28 protein-coding genes are annotated in these 25,446 nt (G+C 34.1%); 19 read left to right on the top strand and 9 right to left on the bottom strand.

From position 1 onward, the window contains the following. Nucleotides 1-55 precede the first annotated feature (55 nt). Genes ACZ5EP_RS04270 through ACZ5EP_RS04240 form a run of 7 tightly spaced genes read right to left on the bottom strand, consistent with a single transcriptional unit; the run spans nt 56 to nt 5,661 of the window. Nucleotides 56-751, bottom strand: coding sequence for a lysophospholipid acyltransferase family protein (locus tag ACZ5EP_RS04270; protein ID WP_464509590.1), 696 nt, complete (start codon nt 749-751; stop codon nt 56-58). Next, nucleotides 735-1,706, bottom strand: a complete 972-nt coding sequence (locus tag ACZ5EP_RS04265; protein WP_127679854.1) for an SH3 domain-containing protein — start codon at nt 1,704-1,706, stop codon at nt 735-737. Before ACZ5EP_RS04265 ends, ACZ5EP_RS04270 begins: the two co-directional genes overlap by 17 nt. Beyond that, nucleotides 1,703-2,803, bottom strand: coding sequence for a peptidoglycan DD-metalloendopeptidase family protein (locus ACZ5EP_RS04260; RefSeq protein WP_127679856.1), 1,101 nt, complete (start codon nt 2,801-2,803; stop codon nt 1,703-1,705). Before ACZ5EP_RS04260 ends, ACZ5EP_RS04265 begins: the two co-directional genes overlap by 4 nt. Then, complete coding sequence (purQ, locus tag ACZ5EP_RS04255; protein ID WP_127679858.1) at nt 2,800-3,468, bottom strand: phosphoribosylformylglycinamidine synthase subunit PurQ; 669 nt, start codon at nt 3,466-3,468, stop codon at nt 2,800-2,802. Before purQ ends, ACZ5EP_RS04260 begins: the two co-directional genes overlap by 4 nt. Further along, nucleotides 3,468-3,707 carry a phosphoribosylformylglycinamidine synthase subunit PurS gene (gene purS, locus ACZ5EP_RS04250; RefSeq protein WP_127679859.1) on the bottom strand — a complete coding sequence of 80 codons (240 nt, stop codon included), beginning with the start codon at nt 3,705-3,707 and terminating at the stop codon, nt 3,468-3,470. The genes purQ and purS overlap by 1 nt, the downstream gene beginning before the upstream one ends. Then, nucleotides 3,704-4,411 (bottom strand): phosphoribosylaminoimidazolesuccinocarboxamide synthase, encoded by a 708-nt coding sequence (gene purC, locus ACZ5EP_RS04245; protein WP_127679861.1) that lies wholly within the window; start codon nt 4,409-4,411, stop codon nt 3,704-3,706. Before purC ends, purS begins: the two co-directional genes overlap by 4 nt. Further along, nucleotides 4,408-5,661, bottom strand: a complete 1,254-nt coding sequence (locus ACZ5EP_RS04240; protein ID WP_464509589.1) for a S41 family peptidase — start codon at nt 5,659-5,661, stop codon at nt 4,408-4,410. The genes purC and ACZ5EP_RS04240 overlap by 4 nt, the downstream gene beginning before the upstream one ends. Nucleotides 5,662-5,870: 209 nt before the next feature. Here ACZ5EP_RS04240 and ACZ5EP_RS04235 point away from each other — a divergent pair, with 209 nt between their 5' ends. The 7 genes from ACZ5EP_RS04235 to ACZ5EP_RS04205 all read left to right on the top strand — a co-directional run bounded on the left by ACZ5EP_RS04235 (nt 5,871) and on the right by ACZ5EP_RS04205 (nt 14,161). After that, nucleotides 5,871-8,471 carry an ATP-dependent Clp protease ATP-binding subunit gene (locus tag ACZ5EP_RS04235; protein WP_464509588.1) on the top strand — a complete coding sequence of 867 codons (2,601 nt, stop codon included), beginning with the start codon at nt 5,871-5,873 and terminating at the stop codon, nt 8,469-8,471. Nucleotides 8,472-8,641: 170 nt separating this feature from the next. Next, nucleotides 8,642-9,007, top strand: coding sequence for a hypothetical protein (locus ACZ5EP_RS04230; RefSeq protein WP_127679867.1), 366 nt, complete (start codon nt 8,642-8,644; stop codon nt 9,005-9,007). Between the two features lie 28 nt (nt 9,008-9,035). After that, nucleotides 9,036-9,620: a PAS domain-containing protein gene (locus ACZ5EP_RS04225; protein WP_464509587.1), complete on the top strand. Its 585-nt coding sequence runs from the start codon at nt 9,036-9,038 to the stop codon at nt 9,618-9,620. Between the two features lie 3 nt (nt 9,621-9,623). After that, nucleotides 9,624-11,099 carry a methyl-accepting chemotaxis protein gene (locus tag ACZ5EP_RS04220; RefSeq protein ID WP_464509585.1) on the top strand — a complete coding sequence of 492 codons (1,476 nt, stop codon included), beginning with the start codon at nt 9,624-9,626 and terminating at the stop codon, nt 11,097-11,099. 1 nt (nt 11,100) lies between these two features. Further along, a complete protein-coding gene (gltX, locus tag ACZ5EP_RS04215; RefSeq protein ID WP_464509584.1) occupies nt 11,101-12,405 on the top strand; it encodes a glutamate--tRNA ligase in 1,305 nt (434 codons plus the stop codon). Further along, nucleotides 12,402-12,677, top strand: coding sequence for a YggT family protein (locus ACZ5EP_RS04210; protein WP_127679876.1), 276 nt, complete (start codon nt 12,402-12,404; stop codon nt 12,675-12,677). Before gltX ends, ACZ5EP_RS04210 begins: the two co-directional genes overlap by 4 nt. Then, on the top strand, nt 12,674-14,161 hold the full coding sequence (locus tag ACZ5EP_RS04205) for a transglycosylase SLT domain-containing protein (protein WP_464509582.1): 1,488 nt from the start codon (nt 12,674-12,676) through the stop codon (nt 14,159-14,161). The genes ACZ5EP_RS04210 and ACZ5EP_RS04205 overlap by 4 nt, the downstream gene beginning before the upstream one ends. Here the strand turns inward: ACZ5EP_RS04205 and ACZ5EP_RS04200 are convergent. Beyond that, complete coding sequence (locus ACZ5EP_RS04200) at nt 14,151-14,591, bottom strand: hypothetical protein (RefSeq protein WP_464509581.1); 441 nt, start codon at nt 14,589-14,591, stop codon at nt 14,151-14,153. The two genes, ACZ5EP_RS04205 and ACZ5EP_RS04200, sit on opposite strands and share 11 nt — an antisense overlap. A 41-nt stretch (nt 14,592-14,632) precedes the next feature. Here ACZ5EP_RS04200 and ACZ5EP_RS04195 point away from each other — a divergent pair, with 41 nt between their 5' ends. From ACZ5EP_RS04195 to ACZ5EP_RS04140, 12 genes are all read left to right on the top strand, one after another. After that, on the top strand, nt 14,633-15,166 hold the full coding sequence (locus ACZ5EP_RS04195) for a DUF3293 domain-containing protein (protein WP_246831094.1): 534 nt from the start codon (nt 14,633-14,635) through the stop codon (nt 15,164-15,166). A gap of 9 nt (nt 15,167-15,175) precedes the next feature. Next, the gene (locus tag ACZ5EP_RS04190) at nt 15,176-15,391 is read left to right on the top strand and encodes a hypothetical protein (RefSeq protein WP_127679884.1); all 216 of its coding nucleotides are present in this window, start codon (nt 15,176-15,178) and stop codon (nt 15,389-15,391) included. After that, a complete protein-coding gene (locus ACZ5EP_RS04185; RefSeq protein WP_464509580.1) occupies nt 15,363-15,938 on the top strand; it encodes a ComF family protein in 576 nt (191 codons plus the stop codon). The genes ACZ5EP_RS04190 and ACZ5EP_RS04185 overlap by 29 nt, the downstream gene beginning before the upstream one ends. Nucleotides 15,939-15,976: 38 nt before the next feature. Continuing rightward, nucleotides 15,977-18,424: a DNA gyrase subunit A gene (gene gyrA, locus ACZ5EP_RS04180; protein ID WP_127679888.1), complete on the top strand. Its 2,448-nt coding sequence runs from the start codon at nt 15,977-15,979 to the stop codon at nt 18,422-18,424. 46 nt (nt 18,425-18,470) lie between these two features. Further along, nucleotides 18,471-19,061 carry an LPP20 family lipoprotein gene (locus ACZ5EP_RS04175; RefSeq protein ID WP_168175701.1) on the top strand — a complete coding sequence of 197 codons (591 nt, stop codon included), beginning with the start codon at nt 18,471-18,473 and terminating at the stop codon, nt 19,059-19,061. 97 nt (nt 19,062-19,158) lie between these two features. Continuing rightward, nucleotides 19,159-19,398, top strand: a complete 240-nt coding sequence (locus ACZ5EP_RS04170) for a hypothetical protein (RefSeq protein ID WP_145962126.1) — start codon at nt 19,159-19,161, stop codon at nt 19,396-19,398. Continuing rightward, complete coding sequence (locus tag ACZ5EP_RS04165) at nt 19,398-20,513, top strand: sigma-54-dependent transcriptional regulator (RefSeq protein WP_464509578.1); 1,116 nt, start codon at nt 19,398-19,400, stop codon at nt 20,511-20,513. The genes ACZ5EP_RS04170 and ACZ5EP_RS04165 overlap by 1 nt, the downstream gene beginning before the upstream one ends. Before the next feature lie 9 nt (nt 20,514-20,522). After that, nucleotides 20,523-21,554 (top strand): aspartate-semialdehyde dehydrogenase, encoded by a 1,032-nt coding sequence (locus ACZ5EP_RS04160; RefSeq protein ID WP_464509577.1) that lies wholly within the window; start codon nt 20,523-20,525, stop codon nt 21,552-21,554. Next, nucleotides 21,551-22,096 carry a YqhA family protein gene (locus tag ACZ5EP_RS04155; protein ID WP_464509575.1) on the top strand — a complete coding sequence of 182 codons (546 nt, stop codon included), beginning with the start codon at nt 21,551-21,553 and terminating at the stop codon, nt 22,094-22,096. Before ACZ5EP_RS04160 ends, ACZ5EP_RS04155 begins: the two co-directional genes overlap by 4 nt. 8 nt (nt 22,097-22,104) lie before the next feature. Further along, entirely contained in the window at nt 22,105-23,001 is an 897-nt protein-coding gene (locus ACZ5EP_RS04150) for a radical SAM protein (protein ID WP_464509574.1), read from the top strand. Nucleotides 23,002-23,026: 25 nt separating this feature from the next. Further along, nucleotides 23,027-23,530, top strand: a complete 504-nt coding sequence (locus ACZ5EP_RS04145) for a hypothetical protein (protein ID WP_464509573.1) — start codon at nt 23,027-23,029, stop codon at nt 23,528-23,530. Between the two features lie 56 nt (nt 23,531-23,586). Beyond that, nucleotides 23,587-24,657, top strand: coding sequence for a hypothetical protein (locus ACZ5EP_RS04140; protein ID WP_464509571.1), 1,071 nt, complete (start codon nt 23,587-23,589; stop codon nt 24,655-24,657). Here ACZ5EP_RS04140 and ACZ5EP_RS04135 read toward each other — a convergent pair. Next, on the bottom strand, nt 24,654-25,439 hold the full coding sequence (locus ACZ5EP_RS04135; protein ID WP_464509570.1) for a hypothetical protein: 786 nt from the start codon (nt 25,437-25,439) through the stop codon (nt 24,654-24,656). The two genes, ACZ5EP_RS04140 and ACZ5EP_RS04135, sit on opposite strands and share 4 nt — an antisense overlap. Nucleotides 25,440-25,446: the final 7 nt, after the last annotated feature.

Genomic DNA, 25,446 nt, shown 5'->3' with positions numbered 1-25,446 from the left:
ACTTTCCTTTATAATTAAATTAATATAATCTTATAATTTTAAACTTAAATTATTATTAAAGCTTTTGATATTCTTTATCTAAAATATTTTGCATTTTTGTTTTTGTCTCTTCAAACCAGTCAGGGTTTTCCTTAGGATTAAATGAAGGCAGAAAAATCACTTTTAAAGTCTGTTTTTCAATTCTGAACGGATTTTTTTTAAACGCATAAGGAAGGTTTATAATTACAAAAGGCTGAACCTTTAAGTTTAATTTTTCGGCAACCGCTTTTGTACCGTTTTTCCAATTAATCATTTTTGCAGGATTTTTTTGGTTTCTTGTACCTTCCGGAAAAAGCACAACTTTAAAACCTCTGTTTGTTCTTTCTTTTATTTCTTTCATCATTGTCAGGACCGATCTTTTGTTGCTTCTGTCAACCAGTATCATGTCAGTTTTTGTTACCATGTATTTAATAACGGGTATTTCTCCCAGTTCTTTTTTTGCAACCCATATCAGCTTTTCGGGAATGACCGTTTCCATTAAGGCAATATCCAGATTGTTAGTGTGGTTTCCGATAAGCAGATTAGCGTTTTTGTCAACTTCTCCTTCTATTATTATGTCATTAGCTACAAGCGATGTGAGAAATTTTGCGCAGCCTTTTCGGTATTTTAGCTCGTTTTTTGGGTTTATACCGCATAAAAGACCGGTAAAAAATACACATACCGCACCTGCGGCTAATTTTATAAAACTGATTATGCTATTTAATATCTTCATTTTTCACCCATCCTATTTTATTGTTTATTTTGACTTTTGTGTAATGTTTTTCTTTTTTTAATATTTCAACTTTTGTTCCTATCGGAGCAATATAAAACACTGTAGAGTTTATTGTAGGCAATATGTATATTTTTGTTCCTCTTGCCAAAAACGCTTCTCCTTTAGGGAGATTCATATAAATTAGCAATGCAGATAGCAAAATAGGAGGAATTAAAAGCCATATTTTCTGATAAACAAGAAATACTATAATTAAAAAGGCGATAAATGAAAGTATAAGAATGTTTACAGGCGTAAATATAGTGTTTTCTTCAGGGTTTAGATCTGTTTGTGTGCTTATTGTCTGTTCTTTTATATTAATCGGAATAGAAATTTTTTGAAAATTATCGTTTTGGGTGTTAAAGTAATAGAAAATTATCTTTTTTTTATCTTTTCCTACCAGACCGAAATATGTAGCTTTGTTTGCCGATACAAGAGTAAGATTTTCATCTTTAAGATGTAGCGTAAAATCTTTAAGGTTTGCGTTTTTTGCATTAATTGTAAAAGAAACCATATTGTGATTTTTATCATATTCGCTTGAAATAGGGTTGCTGATGTTTAATTTGTCTGCCAGTACATTGCAAAAATTTTTAACTTTAGTAAGAGGTACGCTTTTATACAGGTCGCTTAACGTAATCTGTTTATAAGTGTTTTTGCCTATAATAAAAAAATTTTTTATTTCATTGTCGTTTTTGTATTTTAAGTGAACGTTATAAATAAACTTGTTAGTTTTTGTTATGTTAATATCTGATCCTAAGGGAGGGATAAAAGTAAGATTCATTTCTTTTGGCGTGATGACTTTAACGTCCAGATTTATTATCTGATTTTCATAATATTCTTTTTTTAGATTAGGATATTGTATTATTAAATTTGAAGCAAAAATAAAAGAAGTTAAAAGAGTAATAATTAAATATCTCATTTGAGGGCTATATTATTCTCTTTTGTAAAATTTTTAATGTAAGCTAAAAATTGTTTTCTTTTTTTGCCGTAAAGAGTTACTTTTACCGAATGCTTAAGTTTAAGAGGGTTAATCCACTTTCCGTAATGCATAACTCCGAAATGCAAATGAGGGCCAGTTGAAAGTCCGCTGTTTCCAAGATAGCCTATTACCTGTCCCTGTTTTACCCATTTTCCTACATATATACCTTTTGGCCATCCGTGAAGATGCGCATAAAGTGTCATATAGCCGTCTTTGTGTTTTATCTCTACGGCTCTTCCGTAACCTCTAATCCACCCTTTATATATAATTTTTCCGTCTGCTACCGAATGGATAGGAGTTCCGATTCTGTTAACGTAGTCAATTCCGTCGTGCATTCTCCATTTGTGCAAAATAGGATGAAATCTCATTCCGAATCTTGAAGAAATACGTTTGTATCTTAAAGGTGCGGCTAAAAACATTCCTTTTAAACTTCTTCCTTTAGAGTCATAATATCTTCCGTCATAAGGATTTAAAAATGCGTCAACCTGATAGTGTCTGTTTGATATTTTTGCGTATAGTATTTTAACGTCTTTTACTTCTCCGAATTTTATTTTTTCCTGATAAACAATATCAACTTTTGTATTTTTCGGAATAGCTCTGAAATTAATTCTGTCTGAGAATATGTTAATAAGTTTTGATGAAAGACTTTTTAGTTTTGTCGCTTTGTATATATCGTAGCTCAGATAATTGTTAATTGTGGCACTTGCTTCTTTTTGAACGGTTTCGTATATTATCGGGACTATTTTAGTGACATATCCTTTGTCCGTTTTAATAATCTGAAGCTGCTGTTTAGAGTTTATAGGTATAAGCGCCTGCTTGATAATGTTGTTGTCTCTTAAAATAAAAACGCTTTCGCCCTTTGGAATAGCGCGTACGTATCTTTTGATTTTAGGCGGAAGGTTGTAATATATACTTAACGGCAGAGAGTTTTGTTTTAAAAAACCGTAAAAGGTGTCTTTACTGCCCCATTTATGTATATCAACCTTGTATGCCAGAACAAAAACAGGAATCAAAAGATAAATTAAAAATTTTTTCACTTAATAAATCCTTCTATCATTTTAATTCCGTCGCTTCCTCCTAAAAGACTTTCCATTGCTCTTTCAGGGTGAGGCATTAGTCCGAATACGTTTTTATTTTCATTGCATATGCCGGCGATTGCGTCTATACTTCCGTTAGGGTTTAATTCGTTACCGTCAGCATCGCAGTATTTTAAGATTACCTGTCCGTTATCGTACATTTTTTTAAGTGTTTCTTCGTCAACTTTATAATTTCCTTCGGCATGTGCTATAGGAATGTTTACGATATCCCCTGCATTTAGGTTTTGTAAAAATTTATTATTATTGTCGACAACTTTTAAATGATGGAATTTTGATATAAAATGAAGATTTTCATTTCTCGTCATACCTCCGGGAAGAAGGTGCGATTCAAGCAGAATCTGGAATCCATTACAGATTCCTAGTACATATCCGCCTTTATTGGCGAATTCTTTAACTTCCTGCATAATCGGTGAAAATCTTGCAATTGCACCGCTTCTTAAATAATCTCCGTAACTAAACCCTCCCGGAAGAACAACCAAATCAGGATTTTTCAAATCATGTTCGTTATGCCATACGAATTCCACGTCGGCACCTATTTTTTCAAATGCCCATTTAGTGTCTCTGTCGCAGTTAGTTCCGGGAAAAACAATAACCGTTACTTTCATTATTTTACCTCAATTTCAAAGTTTTCAATAACAGGGTTTGCCAACAGTTCCGCAGCGGCTTCTTTAGCTATTTCAACTGCTTTTTCTTTATCTTCAGTATCTATGTCAAGTAAAATCTGTTTTCCGACTCTTACGCCTTTAACGTCTTTAAAGCCTAACGTTTCAAGTGCATGGTGTACAGCTTTTCCCTGAGGGTCAAGCACGCCTTTTTTCAAATGTACGTTAACAGCAACTATCATTTTACATCCTTTAATCTGTTTAATACTTCAGTATATGCTTCTTTTATATTTCCTAAATTAAATCTAAATAAATCTTTATCAAGTTTTTTTCCTGTTTCTTTGTCCCATAATCTGCAAGAATCTGGGGTGATTTCATCGGCTAAAATAATGTTTCCGTTTTCGTCTCTGCCGAATTCTATTTTAAAGTCTACCAAAGTTAGGCCTACTTTGTCAAAAAACTTAGTTAGAAAATCGTTTACTTTTAATCCGTATTCCCTTAATAAATCAAGTTCTTTTCTGTCTTTTACAAGTCCTAAAACCATTGCATGATCGTCATTTATTAAAGGATCGTTTAAATCGTCGTTTTTATAATAAAACTCAACTATGGTAAAAGGCAGTTTTGTTCCTTCTTTAATTCCTAGTCTTTTGGCAAGACTTCCCGCTACAATGTTTCTTACAACCACTTCTATTAATATGATATCGACTTTTTTGACAAGCTGTTTAGTGTCGTCAATCTGTTTGATTAAGTGTGTAGGAATTCCTTCTTTTTCCAATGCTTCAAAAATTAAAGTGGTAATTGCGCAGTTCAGCGCTCCTTTTCCTTCTTCTTCATCGGCTTTTTCACCGTTAAAAGCAGTTAAAGAATTTTTATATTCGCATATTACCTCATTGGGTTTGTCTGTTTCATAAATTCTTTTTGCTTTTCCTTCGTATAACAGTTTCATTTTTCTCCTTTACTTATTATTAAAGCTTTTAAAATATTTGCGCCTGTGAGCAGTTGTAAGTCGCCGTCTATTTTTTTAATGTTTTTATCTTCTTTTTTGGTTTTTTTCTTATGGTCTATTTTATTTAATTCCGCTTTTAAATGCGCTTTTAAATTTGCTTCTTTAATTAAATCTTCAGTTAAGTTTTCTTCTTCCACTTTCCCTGGATGTACGATAATATCCGGAGTTACACCTTTGGCCTGAATTGTTCTGCCGCTTGGCAGGTAATATCTGGCTACCGTAAGTCTTAACGCTTCATCTTTGTTTACAGGAAGAATTGCCTGAACGCTTCCTTTACCGAATGTCTTTTCACCTACTATTACGGCGCGTCTGTGATCCTGAAGACCTCCGCTTACGATTTCGGCTGCACTTGCCGTTCCTCCGTTTACAAGCACTACTATCGGAATGTTTTTATATGTTCCCGAGCTGTGTGCGTAATATACTTCGTTTTCGCTAGGAACTCTTCCTTTTTGCGATACTAATATACCGTGGGATATGAACAGATCAAGTGTACCTGTAGCCTGATTTAACAGTCCTCCCGGATTGTTTCTCAAATCTATTATGATTCCTTTTTTACCTTGTTTTTTAAGGTTTGCGAGTACTTTTTTAAGACTAGGCACTACATTTTTGTCAAACGAAGAAATTCTTATATATTCTATATCAGGGTAATGCTGTAAATCTTTTGCTTTAACGGATTTGATTTTTATAATTCCTCTTGTAATCGTGACTTCAAAAGGCTTTTTCCCTTTTCTTACGATGGTAAGAGTAACTTTTGTCCCGGGTTTGCCTCTCATCAGATTTACCGCTTCGTCAAGCGTCATATCGATTGTGGCGTGATTGTTGATTTTTAAAATAATGTCACCGGCTTTGATTCCGGCTTTATAAGCAGGAGTGTCGTCTATTGGAGAAATTACTGTAAGTACACCGTTTTTCATTCCGATTACTACACCAAGTCCTCCGAACTCACCTGATGTCTGAACTTTTAATTCTTTATATGCTTTCTTGTCCAGGTAGCTTGAATGCGCGTCTAAATTCGGAAGAAGTCCTTTAAGCGCTTTATTTATTATAGTCGTCGTATTAATGTCGTCTACGTAATAAGCTTCGATCATATTGACGACTTTTACGAATTTTTCATATGCAGCCAGTCTAGTCTGCTGGTTTTCAGCGAATAGCGATACAATAAAAAGTGCTGCTAAAATTAGTTTTTTCAAAACGGCTCCTTGGAGTTTTTGAAATTCTATTATATTGGGCAGTTAAAATCAAGTTTTAGGTATAATGTTTAAATATATATTATTAATATGTTAATTAAAGATTATTTTTCATTATTTTTATATAAATTGAATTTTTTTAATTAAAAACCTTGACATAAACTGACTAAAGTTGTATAATTACATCAACTAAAACTTTTAAGGAGGAGAATATGGATAGAATATTTGAAAAATTAACAAATCAAATGATGGAAGCACTTGAATCAGGTTTAAGTCTGGCATTACACAACAAAAACCCGGAAGTACATCCTTTACATATAGTATGGGGGCTTGTGACTAATACAAATACGGTATTAAACCAGGCTTTAAACAAAATGGGAGTTGACAAAGTTGCTATTGAGCTTGAGCTTAAAAGCGCGGTAGACAGACTTCCAAAAGTTGACAATATTACAAAAGAATCAATTAAAATAGGAAGAGAATTAATTGAAAGTCTGCAAAAAGCGGAAGGTCTTGCGACAAAACTTGGAGATCAGTATGTAGCGGTTGATACATGGCTTATTGCAAACCTTGAGAGATTTAAAGACACTCTAGGAAAATTTGTAGATTTATTCGAACTTAAAAAAACTCTTGAAGCAATAAGAGGTGATAAAAAGATTGAAAGCAAAAGTGCGGATGAAACACTTGACGCATTAAATAAATACGGAATCGACCTTACTGCAAAAGCGAGAGAAGGTAAACTTGACCCTGTAATCGGAAGAGACGAAGAAATCAACAGAATGATGCAGATTCTTATCAGAAAAACTAAAAACAACCCGATTTTACTTGGTGAACCTGGGGTTGGTAAAACAGCGCTTGTAGAGGGGCTTGCTCAAAGAATAGTTAAAAAAGAAGTACCGACAAGTCTTCAAAACAAACAGATAGTAGCTCTTGATATGACAGCACTTATTGCGGGTGCTAAATACAGAGGTGAGTTTGAAGACAGACTAAAAGCCGTTGTGGATGAAGTAAAACAAAATCCTAACATTATATTATTTATAGACGAAATTCACACAATCGTCGGTGCGGGTGCCAGCGAGGGAAGTATGGACGCTGCCAACATATTAAAACCTGCACTTGCAAGGGGAGAACTCAGAACAATCGGTGCGACAACACTTAAAGAATACAGAAAATATTTTGAAAAAGACGCGGCTCTTCAAAGAAGATTCCAGCCTGTAATGGTAAACGAGCCAAGCGTAAACGAAGCAATCAGAATCTTAAGAGGTTTAAAAGAAAGACTAGAAGCGCATCATAACGTTATTATTAAAGATGAAGCGATTGTAGCTGCGGCAAAACTGACTGACAGATATATCAGTGACAGATTCCTGCCGGATAAAGCAATCGACGCAATTGACGAAGCTGCGGCTGAAATCAAAATGCAAATCGAAAGCGAACCGTTCGAGCTTGCAAAAATTAAAAGAGAAATCGAACAGCTGATGGTTGAAAAAGAGGCTCTTCAGATGGAAGGTGAGAGCGATAAGTCTAAAAAAAGACTTGCTGAAATTGAAAAAGAACTCGCTAATCTTGAAGAAGAAAAAAGAAGACTTGAAGCTAAATTCGAAGAAGAAAAAAGAGTTCTTAAAGAAATAGCCGAAATTAAACAGCAGATTGAAGAGCTAAAAGTTCAGGCAGATATCGCTAAAAGAGAAGGTAACTTCCAAAAAGCGGCAGAAATTGAATACGGAAAAGTTGTAGAACTTACCAAAAAATTAGAAGAGCTTGAGAAAAAATGGGACGAAATGTTAAAAGAAGGTACGCTTCTTAAAAACGCTGTAGACGAAGAAGCGGTTGCCGATGTAGTAAGCAAATGGACAGGTATTCCTGTAAATAAAATGTTGCAAAGCGAGCTTGAAAAAATATTACATATTGAAGACGAGCTCAAAAAATGGGTAGTCGGACAGGATGAAGCCATAAAAGCGGTAGCAAGAGCGATCAAAAGAAATAAAGCCGGACTTGGTGATCCAAATAGACCAATCGGAAGCTTTATGTTCCTAGGACCTACAGGGGTAGGTAAAACAGAAACAGCTAAAACGTTGGCAAGATTCTTGTTTGATGATGAAAAAGCGATGATCAGATTTGATATGTCTGAATATATGGATAAAATAAGTGTATCTAAACTAATCGGTGCTGCGCCTGGTTACGTAGGATATGAAGAAGGCGGACAGCTTACAGAAGCTGTAAGAAGAAGACCGTACAGTGTAATTCTGTTCGATGAAATCGAAAAAGCGCATCCGGATGTATTTAACATCCTGTTACAGGTGCTTGACGACGGTAGACTTACAGATAATAAAGGTGTGACAGTAGACTTTAAAAACACAATTATTATCTTAACAAGCAACATCGCAAGCGATATTATTATGGAAATTAAAGATCCAGAAGCAAGAAAAGAAGCAGTTTGGGCTGAACTTAAAAGAAGAATGAAACCGGAATTCTTAAACAGACTTGACGATGTAGTGGTATTTAACCCGCTTGGAAAAGAGCAGGTTAAAGAAATCGTTGACATATTGCTTAGAAAAATTACAAAAAGACTCAGTGAAAGAGAAATCGAACTTACTCTTACAGACAGAGTTAAAGAAGTTATCGCTGAGGTTGGATTTGATCCGATTTTCGGTGCAAGACCTCTTAAAAGAGCGCTTGCCGAAATTATCGAAGACAGACTTGCCGAACTTATCCTTGAAGGAAAAGTTAAAGAAGGCGACAGAGTTGAATTCGACGCGGATGATAACAGTATCATCATTAAAGTTAACGGTCAGGAAGTTGCAAGAGATCCTAGATAAAAGGTCTCTTGCTTACTTTATTTGTTTATTAAAAGTGACAGGCACTAATTATAATTTAATTTTAGCTTTAATTGTGTCATAAATGTGTCTGTAGAATATATTGATACGACAATTATTTGACAAAATGAATATTTGTTTATATAATTTTTCAAAACAGATGAGGGGGAGAGATGAACCTGTTGTATATGCATATGATGGTAGTATTTTGCTGGGGTTTGTTTATGGTGTCTTTGGCTAAGTCGGTTGGATGTAAAGAAAATTCAAAATTACTTGCAATAATCAGTATTGTGTTTATGGGACTGGTGCTTTATCTGGGTACGAAGTTGATGCTCGCAATGCCTGGTATTTCAAAAAGCGGAAACTGGCTTCATGTTAAGCTTTCCATAGATATACTTGCAATGATTACAAATATTTATCTTTCATATTTGGCTTTTAGAAACAAGAATACTTCAAAACTTCTTTCACAGATTCTGTACTGGGGAAGTGTTGTTATGTTTGTATGCATGTATTATTTAACATTATTTAAACCTTTTTAAGGTGTGAATAAAGGAAAAAGGAGAAAAAATGATTGACCAGGCAAGGATTGACGAGAAGTTGAAAGCCGGAAAAAGGCTTTCCAAGCTTGATGCTCCTAAGACTATTACCAATGATGAAAAAGTAATGAGCGAAAATGATTTTATCGTTTCCAAAACTGATACAAAAGGATACATAACATATTGTAACAGAATATTTGTGAATATGGCCGGTTGGAGCAGAAAGGAACTAATCGGAGCAAATCATAATATAATCCGTCATCCGCATATGCCGAAAATCGCTTTTAAAATATTATGGGATCTGATTCAGTCTAAACAGGAGTTTTTCGGTTTTGTAAAAAATTTAAGAAAAGACGGAGGATATTACTGGGTTTTGGCTTATATTACTCCGGATTTGGATCTGAACGGAAATATTATAGGATATACCTCTTTTAGAAAAAAACCGTCAAAAAAGGGAATTGAAACTATAGAACCGATATATAAAGAGTTGGTAGAAGCGGAAAAAAGCGGAGGAATAAGCGCCAGTTACGAATTGCTTAAGAAACTGTTAAAAGCCGATGACGAAACGGTTGTAGATAAGTATCACGAATTAGTATTTAATTTGCAAAAAGGCTAAAAAATGAAATTTAAAGAAATGTTAACATTAAGACTTGTGGCGATTTTAAGCGTCAACTTTTTACTATTGGCTTATCTGGTTTATCTTAAGCAGTATATCGCGGTAGGACTTTATATTGTCTTTGTCGCTCTGGCGCATTTTTTACCTTCAAACAAAAGCAAAATGGAATCAGACCATAAAAATATTTTCCAAAAAATCGGTAAAACCGTTGATGATGCATATAACGGCAAACTTTCCAGCAGGATACTGTTGGACGGTGAGAGCACTTTGGAAGAACAGATAGGCTGGAATATAAACGAAATGCTTGATCAGATAGAAGATCTGCTCAGAGAATCAAAAAACACAATCCAGGCCATTATAAACGGTGACGAATACAGATATATTATGCCAAGCGGTCTTCACGGTGAGTTCAGAAATGTTGCTCAGGAGTTTGAAAAAGCGATAGAATCTCTGAAAGTATCAAAAAAAGTTGAAAGAATAAGTGCGCTTTCTAAAAAGTTTATTGAGATAGACGGCGGTGTTACCGCAAATATGGAAAGAGTCGGAAATGAAATTTATGAAATAGACAACGCATTTAAAGAAATAACCGCAAAAGTGAAAGCCTCTACAACACAGGCTGACAAAACGTATTATTTAATGCAGGAAAGCAAAAACGATTTTACTCTTCTTAGCGAAAAAGTTCAGGAAACATCTAATGAAATAACCCAGATGGCTGAAAACATCCATTCGATTTCCAATATTGTAGAACTTATTAAAGATATAGCCGACCAGACAAACCTGCTTGCTTTAAACGCGGCGATTGAAGCAGCCAGAGCCGGAGAACACGGAAGAGGTTTTGCCGTTGTTGCCGACAACGTAAGAGACTTGGCTGAAAGAACGCAAAAAGCCACAAATGAAATTGCCATTACAATACAAACCCTTCAGCAGCAGTTTAACGGTATTGAGGAAAACACTAATCAGGTGGTTAAAATCGGAGACAAATCTTATGAAACGCTTCAGAATTTTGAGCAGGTGCTTGATATTCTGAAAAAAGAACTTACAGAAGTGAGTACCATTTCAGACAAAAACACATTAAAGCTTATTTTTATTACATTTAAAATATCTCATATTATCTATAAATCAAATATATATTCTGCCATTACAAAAGAAAAAGTTGAAGACGAAATTTTAAATATTACTGACAAAAACTGTAAACTCGGCGAATGGCTCAATAAACCTGAAATTAAAGAGATGTTAAAAGGATTTAAGGATCTAAATAATTTAATGAAATACCACAAATTAATACATGATATAGGTATAGAAATACTTGAAAGAGTGAGAAAAGAAGGTATTACCAAACAAAACCCAAAATGGTATTACGAAAGACTGCTTGAGCTTGAAAAATATGCTAAACTTACGTTTCAAGAATTAGACAAATTAGCTGAATATGCTACAAAAGAAAATCTTGTAGCTGATTTACTTGAAAAATCTAAGGAGTGAGATGTTAAGATTTGCGCCGAGTCCGACAGGTGATATGCACATAGGTAATTTAAGAGTTGCTATTTTTAACTATATAGTTGCAAAACAGAAAAACGAAAAACTTTTAATAAGAATAGAAGATACGGATAAAGAAAGAAATATAGAAGGCAAAGATGTTGAAATACTGAATATTTTAAAATTATTCGGTATAGAATACGATAACGTTGTTTACCAGTCCGCAAATTTACATTTGCATCAGGAAATGGCAAAAAAACTGCTTGATTCTAAAAAAGCGTTTGTCTGTTTCTGTGATGAAGAAGAGATAAATTTTCAAAGGGAAAAAGCAAAAATTGAAAAAAGACCTTACAGATACAGCGGAAAGTGTGAAAGTCTTTCAAGTGAAGAGATAAGAAACAAAATTGAGAAAAAAATACCGTTTGTGGTCAGACTCAGAAAACCGCAGCACAATATAAAATTTAATGATTTAATCAAAGGCGAATTTGATTTTTCACCTTTTGAAATAGACAGTTTTATTATTATGAGGAAAGATTTTACGCCTACGTATAACTTTGCGTGTTCTATTGACGATATGCTGTATGACATTACTCTGGTAATAAGAGGAGAAGACCATCTGAGCAATACTCCTAAGCAGATAGCAATAAGAGAAGCGTTAGGCTATGATAAAGAGATAAAATATGCACATTTGCCAATCATTCTTAATGAAGAAGGCAAAAAAATGAGCAAGCGAGACAGTGCCAGCTCTGTTAAATGGCTTTTGGAAGAAGGGTTTTTGCCTGAAGCGATTGCCAATTATCTGATACTGCTAGGTAACAGTTTCGAAAACGAGATATTTACTTTGAAAGAAGCCATAGAGTTTTTTGATATTACTAAAATTTCAAAAGCACCGGCAAAATTCGATTTAGGAAAACTCAGATTTATAAATAAAGAGCATATGAAAAGAATAGAAAAACTTACTCATTATATTGCGTACCATGAAGAATACGAGCCGTTGGCAAAACTGTATCTTGATGAAGTTTCAACTATAAAAGAGCTTAAAGAAAAACTTGACAATATATTTTCAAAACAAAACTTTGACGAGTTTACAGAAGAAGTGGAAATATTAAAACAGGAAATTTTAAACAGCGAACTTGAAGACGATTATAACGATTTCAAGAAAAGAATTATGAACAATACCGGTTTAAAAGGTAAAAAACTATTTATGCCTCTTAGAATGATAATGGTCGGTTCAAAACAGGGTCCTGAAATAAAAGATTTATATGCTATAATGAAACCGTACCTGAAAATGATTATTAAGGAGTATAGATGAATACGTTATTGATATCTATATTGCAGTTTATATCCATTTTAATAAGTATTTATATATGGGTTGTTATTATTGCTGCGCTTATTACCTGGGTGCAGCCAAATCCTTATAATCCTATTGTAAGATTTTTATGGAATGTTACAGAGCCCGTTTACAGATGGATAAGACGCTATATTCCGACTACGTTCGGAGGGTTTGACATAGCTCCGATTATACTTATTTTAGCTCTTCAGTTTCTTCAGATTTTGATTAATAATATAATTATGTCGTTATGAGGCTGATTTTTTTATTTTTTCCTCTTTTTCTTTTTTCTTTAAATCTCTCGGAACTTCTTACCCATCCTAAAAGCTATGTAAGAGATTTCTATCTGACTCAGTTTATGAGGGAAACGAATTCAACGGTGCTGGCATTCAAAGCCTATAATTCCATGTACAAACAAAAACCTTTTAAACATTTAAGAATTTTGGCTCAAATGTCTCCTTTATTTAAAAATATATATCAGTGTGTAAATGTAAAACCGGAATATATGAAAGATGTTGATATATCTTGTATTTTAAATAACGGCCTTTCTCTTAAAACGATGTCTAAACTGAATAAAAAAGATTTGCAGTATCTTTATAATAAACTGCCTCCTAGCAAAGAAAAAGAGGCGGTTTACGCCTTTTTACATAATGATTTCAGCAATGTGTTTAAAAGCAGGGACTTGGGATATTATTTCATAATTAATTATCCTGATAAAAAAATAGACCAGAAAATAACTGATTTTTCACTGTTTGAAGACAGATATTTTTATCTGTTTGTAAAATATGCGGTGCTTAATAATCTCCCTGAAATAGAAAAGTCACTTTTAAGCCTTAATTATAAAAATTTTGACGACAGGGTCAAATGGTGGCTTTTTATTAATGCTTTAAAAAACAGTAAAGATAAACTGGCTAAAAAAATACTTTATACGATAAATAGAAAAACTTCAAAAATATATTTTTGGATGTGGCAGCTGGGAAATAAAGCTGCAAAAGAAAAACTGCTTGAAAATCCGAGAGTGAATTTTTACACTTTATATGCGTATGAAAGTGTTAATAAAAAGTTTTTTATTAAAAATAAAATAATTTACAATTCTGTAAAAAAACCTAAATACAATCAGTATAATCCATGGGATGTGCTGAAATTCTGGGATGAACTGAAACGCAGGGAAGACCTTTTCTCTTTTGCTAAAGAACTTGACTCAAATAAAAGCATTGCTTTAAAAGCTATTGTTTTGGATAAAGCTTTTAAATATAAATACAATATATTTATTACGCCTAAAATGTATAATGACGAAAATATCTCTTTTAAGGCTTTTGTATATGCCATTGCAAGACAGGAAAGCAGATTTATACCAGCAAGTGTAAGCAGAAGCTATGCTTTGGGTACAATGCAGCTGATGCCGTTTTTGGTCAGGGATTATCATTCCGATGTGTTTAGACAGTTTAATTATACTGAGAATGTGAAACTGGGAGCCAAGCATTTGAAATGGCTTTTTTCCAAGCTGCACGATCCTCTTATGGTGGCTTATGCATATAACGGAGGAATCGGATTTGTAAAAAGAAAAGTGCTGTCATATTTTAAATACAAAAGGAAATATCAGCCTTTTTTAAGTATGGAGCTTGTGCCGTATGATGAAAGCAGGGAGTACGGGAAAAAAGTAATTGCGAATTTTATAATATATTCACATATATTCGGAGATAATAATATTACACTTCACAAAGAGCTTAAAAGGTGAATTTGACTTCTCCCCAGTCTTTGCTTTTATATTCTAAAACATACGGTTTTTGTGTTTGGTTGAATTCTACGATATAATAGTTCATCCATTCGTTGTAAAACGGAAAATTTTTATATAATATAAAAGAAGGTATTTTTTTGGAGATTTTTACCGGTTCGGTAGTGTTAAGAGTTAATTTAAACTCCTGGTTTTGAAGAGTGTTATGAAAATCATTGTAAACTCCGATTAAAAAAGTCGGGTTAGTGAATTTTTCAGGGTATAGAGGATTTAAATATACAGCGTCTATGAGCGCTTTTGTTTCAAGTGAATTTATTATTTGGCCTCTTTGTGTGTAGGTTAATGTTTTTTCGTATAAAGGATCTTGTTTTATAGCCGTTTTGATGCTGCATCCTGTAAAAAATAGTAAAAATATAAGCAGAAATTTTTTCATTTATTGACCTTTTTTGCTTAAATTATAACAAAAAAAGGATTATGTTGAGATTTAATGTAATAGGAATAGGGGATTATATCGGCAAATGCGTTTACGACGAAGCCGAAGACGCTTTGCTGGTAGATGGCGAAATTGTTCTTGATTTTAAGAAAAAATATAAAGACTATCTGAAATATACGAAATTTATGATTCATACGTTAGACGGAAGAGAATGGATTTCTTTTCAGTTTCTTCCTCAAAACGGAGAGATCTTAAAAAGAAAATTCGCAATTATTACGGCATATAATCCAAAGGGCATGATTTATAACGATTTTCTTAATTTTTTAAGAAATACCGAACTTGAAAGTGTAATAAAAGCTTTTGGATATGAATCTTATTTAAGCATAGGAGAGCTGTTTGACTACAGTGAAAAGTCTTTTATTATTTATGACATAGAAAAAAAAGACGCAATAGAAATAGCCCGTAAATTTGACCAGTATTCAATATTTTACAACAGCGGAGATTATATTTCGGTTACGGAATGCGAAACAGAAAAAGATATATTAAAATACGAATATAAAAAGCATTATAAATAAAGGAGCGATATGCAGGACTACAAAGACAGAAAATTTACTTTTCCGGAAATATTAGGCGTTACGGCGGCTTTTATTATGTTTATAGCAATAGGAATGATTATGGGCGGTACGGCAGCCGGAAATAACAAAGTTTTTTACGGGGGAGCGGGGTTGTTCAGCCTGGGTGCCGTTATTGCGGTTTATCTTCTTCTGAAATATGGCAAAAAAAAGGAAGACGATTTTTAAATGTATATTATGCAGCGGTTTTTCGTTTGATGTAATTTGCAAAAAGTGTCAAAAAAGATATTTACAGCCGAAAATAAGAAAAAAAGACAATATAGTTTCTTTTTACGACTATGAAACTATAGAGCATTTAATTAAATACAAATATCATAAATTCGGAAACAGGGTTTTTAAAATTTTGGCTCAAAACTCCTTAAAATATTTAGCAGGGGAAATAAAAGAGAGCTTTTATGTAATTCCCGTGGACGATAAAACAAAAAAAGGGTTTTCCCATACGGCCGTTTTGGCCCATGAAATGAAAACGGAGTTTATAAAACCTCTTTACCGCTCGCTGCTCTCTTCAAGCAATGTACAATATGCGGGCAAATCTCTTGAATTCAGACTTAAAAATCCTAGAAATTTTATTTATAAAGGCAAATCAGGTATCGATGTGATTTTGATTGACGATATTGCCACAACCGGACTGACGCTTAACGAAGCGAAAGAGTGTCTGCTTGAAAACGGCGTAAATGTTGTGTTAAGCGCAGTTTTGGCAAATTTAAAAAAATAATTTGGTATAATATTGCTAAAAAGAAATAAAGGATATTAATGCAAGTAATTCCTGTCAGTATTGAAGATACACTTTCAAAAAGCTATTTAGAATATTCAATGAGCGTTATAGTGGGACGTGCTCTTCCGGACGTAAGAGACGGACTGAAGCCCGTTCATAGAAGAATTCTTTATGCTATGCACAAAATGGGTATTACAGCCGGAAGCGCATATAAAAAATCAGCAAGAATTGTAGGGGATGTTATCGGTAAATACCATCCTCACGGTGACAGTGCGGTTTATGAAGCGCTTGTCAGAATGGCACAGCCGTTTTCTATGAGAATGCCTCTTATTGACGGTCAGGGGAACTTCGGTAGTATAGACGGTGACAATGCGGCCGCTATGAGATATACAGAGGCCAGACTTACTAAAATTGCCGAAGAGCTGTTAAAAGATATTGATAAAGATACAGTGGATTTCATACCTAACTACGACGGGACTGAAAGAGAACCCGTAGTCCTGCCTGCAAGATTTCCAAATCTGCTTGTTAACGGAAGCAGCGGTATTGCCGTAGGTATGGCTACAAATATACCTCCTCATAACCTTGAAGAGCTGATCGACGCTCTTATTTATATGATTGACAATAAAGACGCGACACTTGAAGATATACTGCAGTTCGTCAAAGGACCTGATTTCCCTACAGGCGGTACTATTTTCGGTAAAAGCGGAATTATAGAAGCTTATAAGACCGGAAGAGGAAGTATTAAAATCAGAGCAAAACACCATATCGAACATAAAGGAAACAAAGAGGTAATCGTAATAGACGAGCTTCCTTTCCAGGTTAACAAAGCTAAACTGATTGAAAAAATAAGTGACCTTGTAAAAGATAAAATTGTCGAGGGTATCAGCGAAGTAAGAGATGAGAGCGACAGGGAAGGAATCAGGGTTGTAATTGAGCTTAAAAAAGACGCAATGAGCGAAATCATACTGAACAATCTTTATAAACACACTCAAATGCAAGTAAGCTTCGGTATCAATATGCTGGGAATTTATGACAAACAGCCTAAACTTTTCAATCTTTTCGAGCTTCTTGACATATTCATCAAACACAGAAAAACTGTAGTTATCAGAAGAACGATTTACGAACTTGAAGAAGCAAAAAGAAGAGCCCATATTTTAGAAGGGTTGCTGATTGCGCTTGCAAATATTGACGAAGTTGTGGAAATAATTAAAAAATCTAACGACACAAAAGAAGCAAAAGAAAATTTAATCAGCAGATTTGAATTAAGCGACGTTCAGGCTCAGGCGATACTAGATATGAGACTTGCAAGACTGACATCTTTGGAAGTTGAAAAGCTAGAAAACGAATACAAAGAGCTTATGGAAAAAATCGAATATCTAAATTCAATACTTAAAGACGAAAATATCCTAAACGGAGTTATTAAAGACGAACTTATTGAAATTAAGAAAAAATATCCGACTCCTAGGCTTACAAACATTGAAGAGGATTATGACGCAATCGATATAGAAGATCTAATTCCTAATGAAGAGATGGTTGTAACAATTACTCACAGAGGGTACGTAAAAAGAGTGCCGCTAAAAGCTTACGAAAGACAAAACAGAGGTGGTAAAGGTAAAAAAGCCCTTACCATATATGAAGACGACTTTATTGAAGACTTTTATGTAGCCAATTCACACGATACTCTGATGATTATAACAGACAGAGGTCAGCTGCACTGGCTTAAAGTTTACAGAATTCCGGAAGGAAGCAGAACTAGTAAAGGTAAAGCTATTGTAAACCTTATTAATCTTGATAAAGACGAAAAAATTCAGACAATTATCAAAACAGAAGATTTCGATGAAACCAAATCACTTGCATTCTTTACTAAAAACGGAATCGTAAAAAGAACGAATCTGAGCGAATTTAAAAATATCAGAAGTACCGGAGTCAGAGCTATCACTATTGATGAAGGCGATGAGCTTGTAACGGCAAAAATAGTTGAACCTAACGACAAACAGCTGTTTATCGTTACTAAAAAAGGTATGGCTATAAGATTCCCTGTGGATACTGTAAGGGAAATGGGAAGAACCGCCAGAGGAGTTACAGGTATAAGGTTTAAAATAGACGGAGACGAGGTTGTAGGTGCGCTTGCTCTTGACGATGAAAATCAGGAAATTCTGACACTCAGCGAAAAAGGTTTCGGTAAAAGAACTGAAGCAAATCTGTACAGACTGACAAACAGAGGCGGAAAAGGCGTAATCGCCATGAAACTTACAAATAAAACCGGTGATCTTGTAGGTGTCGTAGCCACTGAAAAAGACCATGATTTGATGGTGCTTACAAGCAGCGGTAAAATGATAAGAGTATCAATTGACAGTATTAGTAAAACAGGCAAAAACACTCAGGGTGTGAGAGTTGTTAAACTTGACAGCGGAGACAGAGTTGTAAGCCTTGCCAAAACACCTAGCGAAAAAGAAGAAAACACGCTTTTTGACGAGGAAGAGTAAAATGTTTTTTAAAATTGCCGATATTGGAAATAAAAAAGGTATAAAAATGAAAAAAATATTAATTGCGTCTTTTGCTCTTCTGAGTTTTGGATGTGCAGCCACTACAAGCGATATGCCCGCTCAGCAGCCAAAAGCGGAAACAAAGCCTTTTAATTCTCAGCAGGTTATTAAAAACGAGGTAAATATAATTCCTCCTGTACAGCAGCAATCAAAAAACAGCGAAGAGAAAAAAACAGCTAAAAACGACACTGTTGATGTTAATTCAATAAATGTGGATACCACTATAGAAAATACTCCAGTTCTTAAAAAAAGTCCTATCGTTACGTTACAGGTTGAAGGGTTGGGAGTAGCTCCTGTAAATGCTCAGAGCGTTCCTCAGGCTAAAGTAATGGCTAGACGCGCGGCAATAGCGGATGCATACAGAGCGCTGGCTGAAAAAATGTATGGAATCAGAGTAAAAGGAAGTGAAACAGTTAAAGATTTAATGCTTAAAAACTCTGAAGTAAGAACAAATGTATACGGTTTAATAAGAGGAGCATGTATTCAGGAAGAAAGTTTTAAAAACGGTATTTATAAAGTAGTTATGAGCGTTAAGCTTGATGTAAGGAGATGGAATAAATATATTAACGCTAATTAGTCTTCCTCTTTTTCTCTTTGCAGATTATTTTATATCTTACAATGCTGTAATTGACAATTCTGTCATCATTTCTTCTCATCTTGAATGTTCTAAAGCTTTGACACTCAGTAATAAAAACAGTAAATTCCTTTTTGAACTTAATGTAGACGGCGATAACCCTTTGCGTATATGTCAAAAATACAAAAATACCATTATCGACCGGCTTTTAAAATATCAGACGGTGGTAAACGCCCAGTATAATAAAAACGACAGGGTAAAAATTGTGTTTTTGCCTCACAGATTTGATATTATTATAAAAAACGGAACAGCGTATTTTTATATAAAAGGTGATAATTAATGAAAGTGGCTATTGTTGAAGACGATATTAATATGAGAAAATCTCTTTCACTTGCTTTAAAAAGCGAAGGCTATGAAGTGGTTGAATTTCGTCATGCTCTTGACGCTTTAAAAAAGCTGGATGAGAGTATAGATGTAATAGTCAGCGATATTACAATGCCGAAGATGGACGGTATTGAGTTCGTAAAAGAGCTCAACGGCAAATACGACGTAATTATGATAACGGGAAACGCAACGCTTAATAAAGCGATTGAAGCTTTAAGACTGGGAGTAAAAGATTTTTTAACAAAGCCTTTTGAAATTGAAGAACTGATTGCGGCAATTGAGAGAAAAAGAAAAGTAAAAGAAAAAACAAAAGGTAAAAAAGCCGAATTTAAACCTGAATTTATCGCTGTGGACGAAAACACCAAAAAAATTTTGGAAATGGCAAAAAAGGTTGCTCCTACGACGGCTAATGTAATGCTGCTCGGTGAAAGCGGAGTCGGAAAAGAAGAGTTTGCGAAATTTATTCATAAAAGCTCCGGCAGAGGAGAATTTATAGCAGTAAATATGAGCGCTATTCCGGAAAACCTGATAGAAAGCGAACTTTTCGGATATGAAAAAGGTGCGTTTACAGACGCTGTTCAGAGTAAACCTGGACTGTTTGAACTTGCGCAGGGAGGTACGCTTTTTTTGGATGAAATCGGTGAAATGCCTTATAATTTACAGGCTAAACTTTTAAGAGTGTTACAGGAGAGGGAGTTTTACCGTTTGGGTGGTACGAAACCGATTAAACTGGATGTAAGAATAATAAGCGCGACTAATCAGAATATAGACGAAATGATTAAAAACAACAAATTCAGAGAAGATCTGTATTACAGACTAAATACAATTCCTATAAAAATACCTCCTTTAAGAGAGAGAAAAAACGATATAATTCCAATTGCGGAAAATATTCTTAAAAAAACCGCTGCGGAATATAATTTTGATAATAAAACTTTAAGTGAAGAAGCAAAAAAAGTACTGCTTGAGTATGAATGGCCGGGAAATATAAGAGAACTGGTTAATGTTATTGAAAGAGCCGTTATTTTAAGCGATACGGATGTAATAGAAAAAAAAGATTTGATTTTAATATAAGGAGAGTAAATGTATAATGTTGCAATAGCCGGAGCTACAGGAGCGGTTGGAGAAGAGCTGTTAAGGGTAATAGAGGAATATGAAATACCTGTTAAAAAACTTGTGCCTCTTGCAAGTGCCAGAAGCGTTGGAAGAGAAGTTGAGTTTAAAGGTGAAAGTATAAAAGTAAAAGAGCTTACCTGTGATGTTTTTGAAGAAGAAGAAATTGATATAGCTTTTTTCAGCGCAGGAGGCAGTATAAGTGCAAAATTCGCACCGTGCGCAGCAAAAGCGGGGGCGGTTGTAATTGATAATACCAGTTATTTCAGAATGAATCCGGACGTTCCTTTGGTTGTGCCTGAAGTAAACCCGGAAGATATAGCCTTATGGAAAAAAACAGGAATAATAGCCAATCCGAACTGTTCGACTATTCAAATGGTAATATCCCTTGCTCCGTTACATGAGGAATTCGGTATTAAAAGAGTAGACGTTGCCACTTATCAGGCGGTGAGCGGAGCTGGTAAAAAAGGTATGGAAGAGCTGTTTGAACAGATGAGAGCAGTGTTTAACTTTAAACTGGATAAAGCAGTGGAAGAAAGAGAAGTTTTCCAGCATCAAATCGCACTTAACGTAATTCCGCATATAGATAAGTTTATGGATAACGGATTTACAAAAGAAGAAATGAAAATGGTAAATGAAACCAACAAAATTATGCACAGCAACATTCAGGTTGCTCCTACTTGTGTAAGGGTGCCTGTTTTAAGAAGCCACAGTGAAGCGATTACTATATACTGTGAAAAAGAGGTTTCTGTGGAAAGAGCGAGAGAAGTTCTTGCGAATTTTGAAGATGTTAAAGTAATAGACAACCCTGAAAAAAACGAATATCCTATGCCTGTAATAGCTACTGACACGGATTATGTTTATGTGGGCAGAATAAGAAAAGACCTGTATGATCCAAAAGTTCTGCATTTCTTTAACGTTGCGGATCAGATCAGGGTAGGGGCCGCTACCAACGCCGTAAGAATTGCTAAAAAATGGATAGAAATGGAGGGAGGAAAATGAAACTGATTGAAGCGCTATTTGAGGGGGCTTTGTGGAAAAGCAGATTTATTGTTATTTTAGCCGTGGTATTTGCGGTACTGGGTGCTATATCTTTATTTGCGGTTGCGAGTGCAGACATATGGAAAATGGTTGTTGTTACGTGGAATGTTTTTGTAAACCATGCCCATCCTGAAAATTTCCATGAAAACTTGATAGGTAAAATTATCGGGGCTATAGACCTTTATCTTATCGGAGTAGTTCTTTTAATTTTTGCTTTTGGTATTTACGAACTTTTTATCAGCGAAATTGATGAGGCGGAAAACAGTGAAGTAGGAGACAGTATTTTAGCGGTACACAGTCTGGATGAATTAAAATCAAAACTGGGCAACGTTATTGTAATGGTTCTTATTGTTATTTTCTTTAAAAAAGTAATACATATGCATTTTGAAACACCTCTTGATATGCTTTATCTGGCAGGCGGAATATTTGCTCTTGCGCTTTCATTATACTTCATGCATAAATCGCATGCCGCACATGAAAAAGAAGAAGAGGAAGAAAATTAGGTGTTAATATGAAATATATTTTCGGCCCCGTGGCTTCAAGACGCTTTGGAATGAGTCTTGGAGTTGATCTTTCCCCTGATAAAAAAAGATGTAATTTCGACTGTATTTACTGTGAGTTGGATCCTGCAAAACCAGTTAATGTTTATAATAACGCTCCGAAACCTGATGAAATACTTAAAGAAATAAACCTGGCCGTCAAAAAATTCTCTTTTGATGTTTTAACAGTTACCAGTAACGGAGAGCCTACATTATATCCTTATCTTGAAGAACTGGTAAAAAACCTGTCTGAATATAAACTGCTTATTTTAAGCAACTCTTCCACAATAGACAATCCTGAAATACAGAAAACTTTATGCAGGTTTGATATGGTAAAACTTTCTTTAGATGCGGTAACTTCTCAGATTTTTAAAAAAATAGACAGACCATATAAAGAAATTAAAATCGAAAATATTATCGCAGGAATGAAAAAGTTCAGAAAAATATTTAAAGGCGAACTTATTATCGAGATTCTGGTAGTAAAAGGAATTAACGACAAAGAAGAGGAGTTTGAAAAAATAAACGAAGTTTTAAAAGAAGTTAAACCTGATAGAGTGGATATTTCAACTATAGACAGGCCTCCTGCATATAAAGTCGAGGGAGTTGATACGAAAAGACTCTTTGAACTGTCAAGAAAAATAGAAAATCAGCATATTTTTATTCCGACAAGAGACAAACTGGATTTTAAAGTAGAAAACCTAACAAAAGAAGAACTGCTTACGACTTTGAAGAAAAGACCTTTTAGTCAAAGTGATATTGATAATATATTCGATGAACATACGCTAAGAATTTTTAATGATTTAAAAAAAGAAAATCTGCTTGAAGAGATCTGGGTGGGCGGAATTAAATTTTATAAAGCTCTTGTTTAGAATATACAGTTATAAAAGGAGATTAATGCGTGAGTTTTTAAATGTTTTAAGGGTGTTAATTGCAGTTGATGTAGGTATTGTGGTGTTTTGTTACTTGGAAGACAATATGATCTGGCTGTATAATACACAAATAGCGTTTTTCAGTGTCAGTTTAATTATATTAGGCAGTTTTATCGGATATTCAAATATGGTTAAAGCCCAGATTAAAAACGGAAATATAGGAGAAGACATATTAAAAAAATATGAGGACCCTTATAATCTGGATGACGAAGAAGACGAAATTCAGGAAAAAGAGCTTGAAAAATATAAAAACAGAAAATTAAAATGGTACGAGGCTGTTTTGTTTTATTTTAAAGGCGGTTTTAATTTTTTAAGAATAGCCGGTTATGTTGCATTAATAGCTGGATTTATATGGCTGAGCAAAAATAATATTTTTGATTATTTAAGTTTTCTGTTTGGAGTAAGCGTAGTGCCCGCCGTTTCGATGATTTATCTTTTTGCTTTAAAGAAAAAAGCTCAAAAAAGTTGATTGACAAAAACTCAACTCCTGTGGTATAATATATAAAATCAATAAAAGGAGTTGAGATGAGCAGAATATATGGAAAAGTAGAAAATATTGAAGATATAAGCAGAATAAACTGTCTTATACGTGATGAAATGTTAAATGTTACAACTCCTGCCGAACTTAGCGAATTAAAAAAGAGAAGCGATTATCTCTGTACACTCACTTATTCACCGTTTTGGAAGAAAAAATTCAATAATGAAATAGAAAAATTAAGAGATTTAGCTATAAAAGAGAACAGAGCCACCGTAAAAACTGCAAATTACATCGCAAAGTATAAAAACTTTGAAAAACAGTACGAACCCTGGAAAAAAGAGATAGATGTTGAAGAAGAACTAAAACAGATACCTCAGTCAGTTGTAAAAGAGCTGACCGAATCTATTTTTGAGCTTCAAAACAGTGTTGAAATACTTGAAGATTTTAGAAAAAGTTTTTGTGAAATAAGAAAAGCAATGGTTTTATGTGAAAATGTAGAATGCCTTGATAAATTAAAAAGAGCGGTGGATATATTAACCGTATTGCCGTTTATCGAAAGTTTTGCACAGCACTTTGACGAAGGTATATTAGGAGCAGTAGATAACTTAATAAATAAAGAAAAAAACAGAAGTATTAAACTTGCCAATATAATTGCGGAAGTTAATGGATGGAACAGATATTATGAAAGTGTTTCACAAAGCAGTTTTGAAACAACAGCTGAAGCATATCTTGATAAACTTCTAGAAGAGGAAAACAAAGCTGATACATATATTCCGACTGAAGCAAAATATAAAAAAGGCGCTAAAACGTTATGGGTTGTGTATTATCACCCTGTAAAAAAAAGAGAATACGCAAAAAGAATTTATTTGCCTGCTGATGCAGAAGATATTGAGTTTGAAGGTCCCGGAAAATATAAAAACAGATTCGGCAACGAAGTATGGGGTATAAAAGTAAGCTATGTAATTACAGTCGCTCCTACAACTATTCACGTAAGGGGCAGGGAAATAAAACTTCCGGAAAGAAAAATGAGAAAATCTAAAATTGTAGAATTGCCTGAAATTGCACAAAATATAAAAATAACTTCAGAAAAACCGCAAAGTGCGATGGATATCGCTTAATCTTTTGCGGTCTGATAAGCGAAATAAGCACTAAAGAATGTGAAGTAGGTGATAATTGTCGTTATAGCTACCAGTAGAGGGATAATTATTAGAGTCATATTAGGATGGTTTAAAATCAGCGGGAAAATATAAAACAGATACGCGAATGCTATAATGGAATATATTATGCTTACAATAACACTCCATACGAAATAGATAAGCATATATTTGAAATTAAACGTATTTACCCAGAATTTAAAATCTATCAAAGAAGAAACCATGCTAAAAAAACTTTCTTTAAAAGTTTCTTTGCTTAACGCTTCTCCGAATTTTCCCAGAAATATATATGAATAAAACAAAAGATACACTGAATAAAATCCCAATAATATTTTGGCAATATATGTTGTTTTTGATAGGGCAAATAAGAAGTTATGCGGGTCTGCTAAAATAAAAATTGAATTGGTGAATTTTAGTATTATTATCATAAAAGCTCCGAAAAAAGTGACAATAATAAAAAGCCCCAGCATTATTCCCATTGCGCTTGGAAGAAAATGAAGTAAAAAAGTGCTAAAAGGCTGTTTTTCCAAAGTTGCAAAATATTCTTTATCGTTATCGGTGATTTTTAATATATAAATCAGCAATACTCCGATGCTCAAATAAAACAGTTTTTCAAAAATAAATGAAACGATGCTTATTACCGGATACGCCTGTATAAGAGTGAAAATTGAAAACAGTATAATAACGAACAGAAATTTTTTGATTTCGGCTACTGTAAGAAATGTATATTTGAAAATGTTTTTCATTTAATAC

The sequence above is a fragment of the Nautilia abyssi genome, from assembly GCF_055388085.1.
The sequence above is the reverse complement of the archived record's forward strand: the minus strand, read 5'-3'. Positions and strand labels throughout refer to the sequence as shown.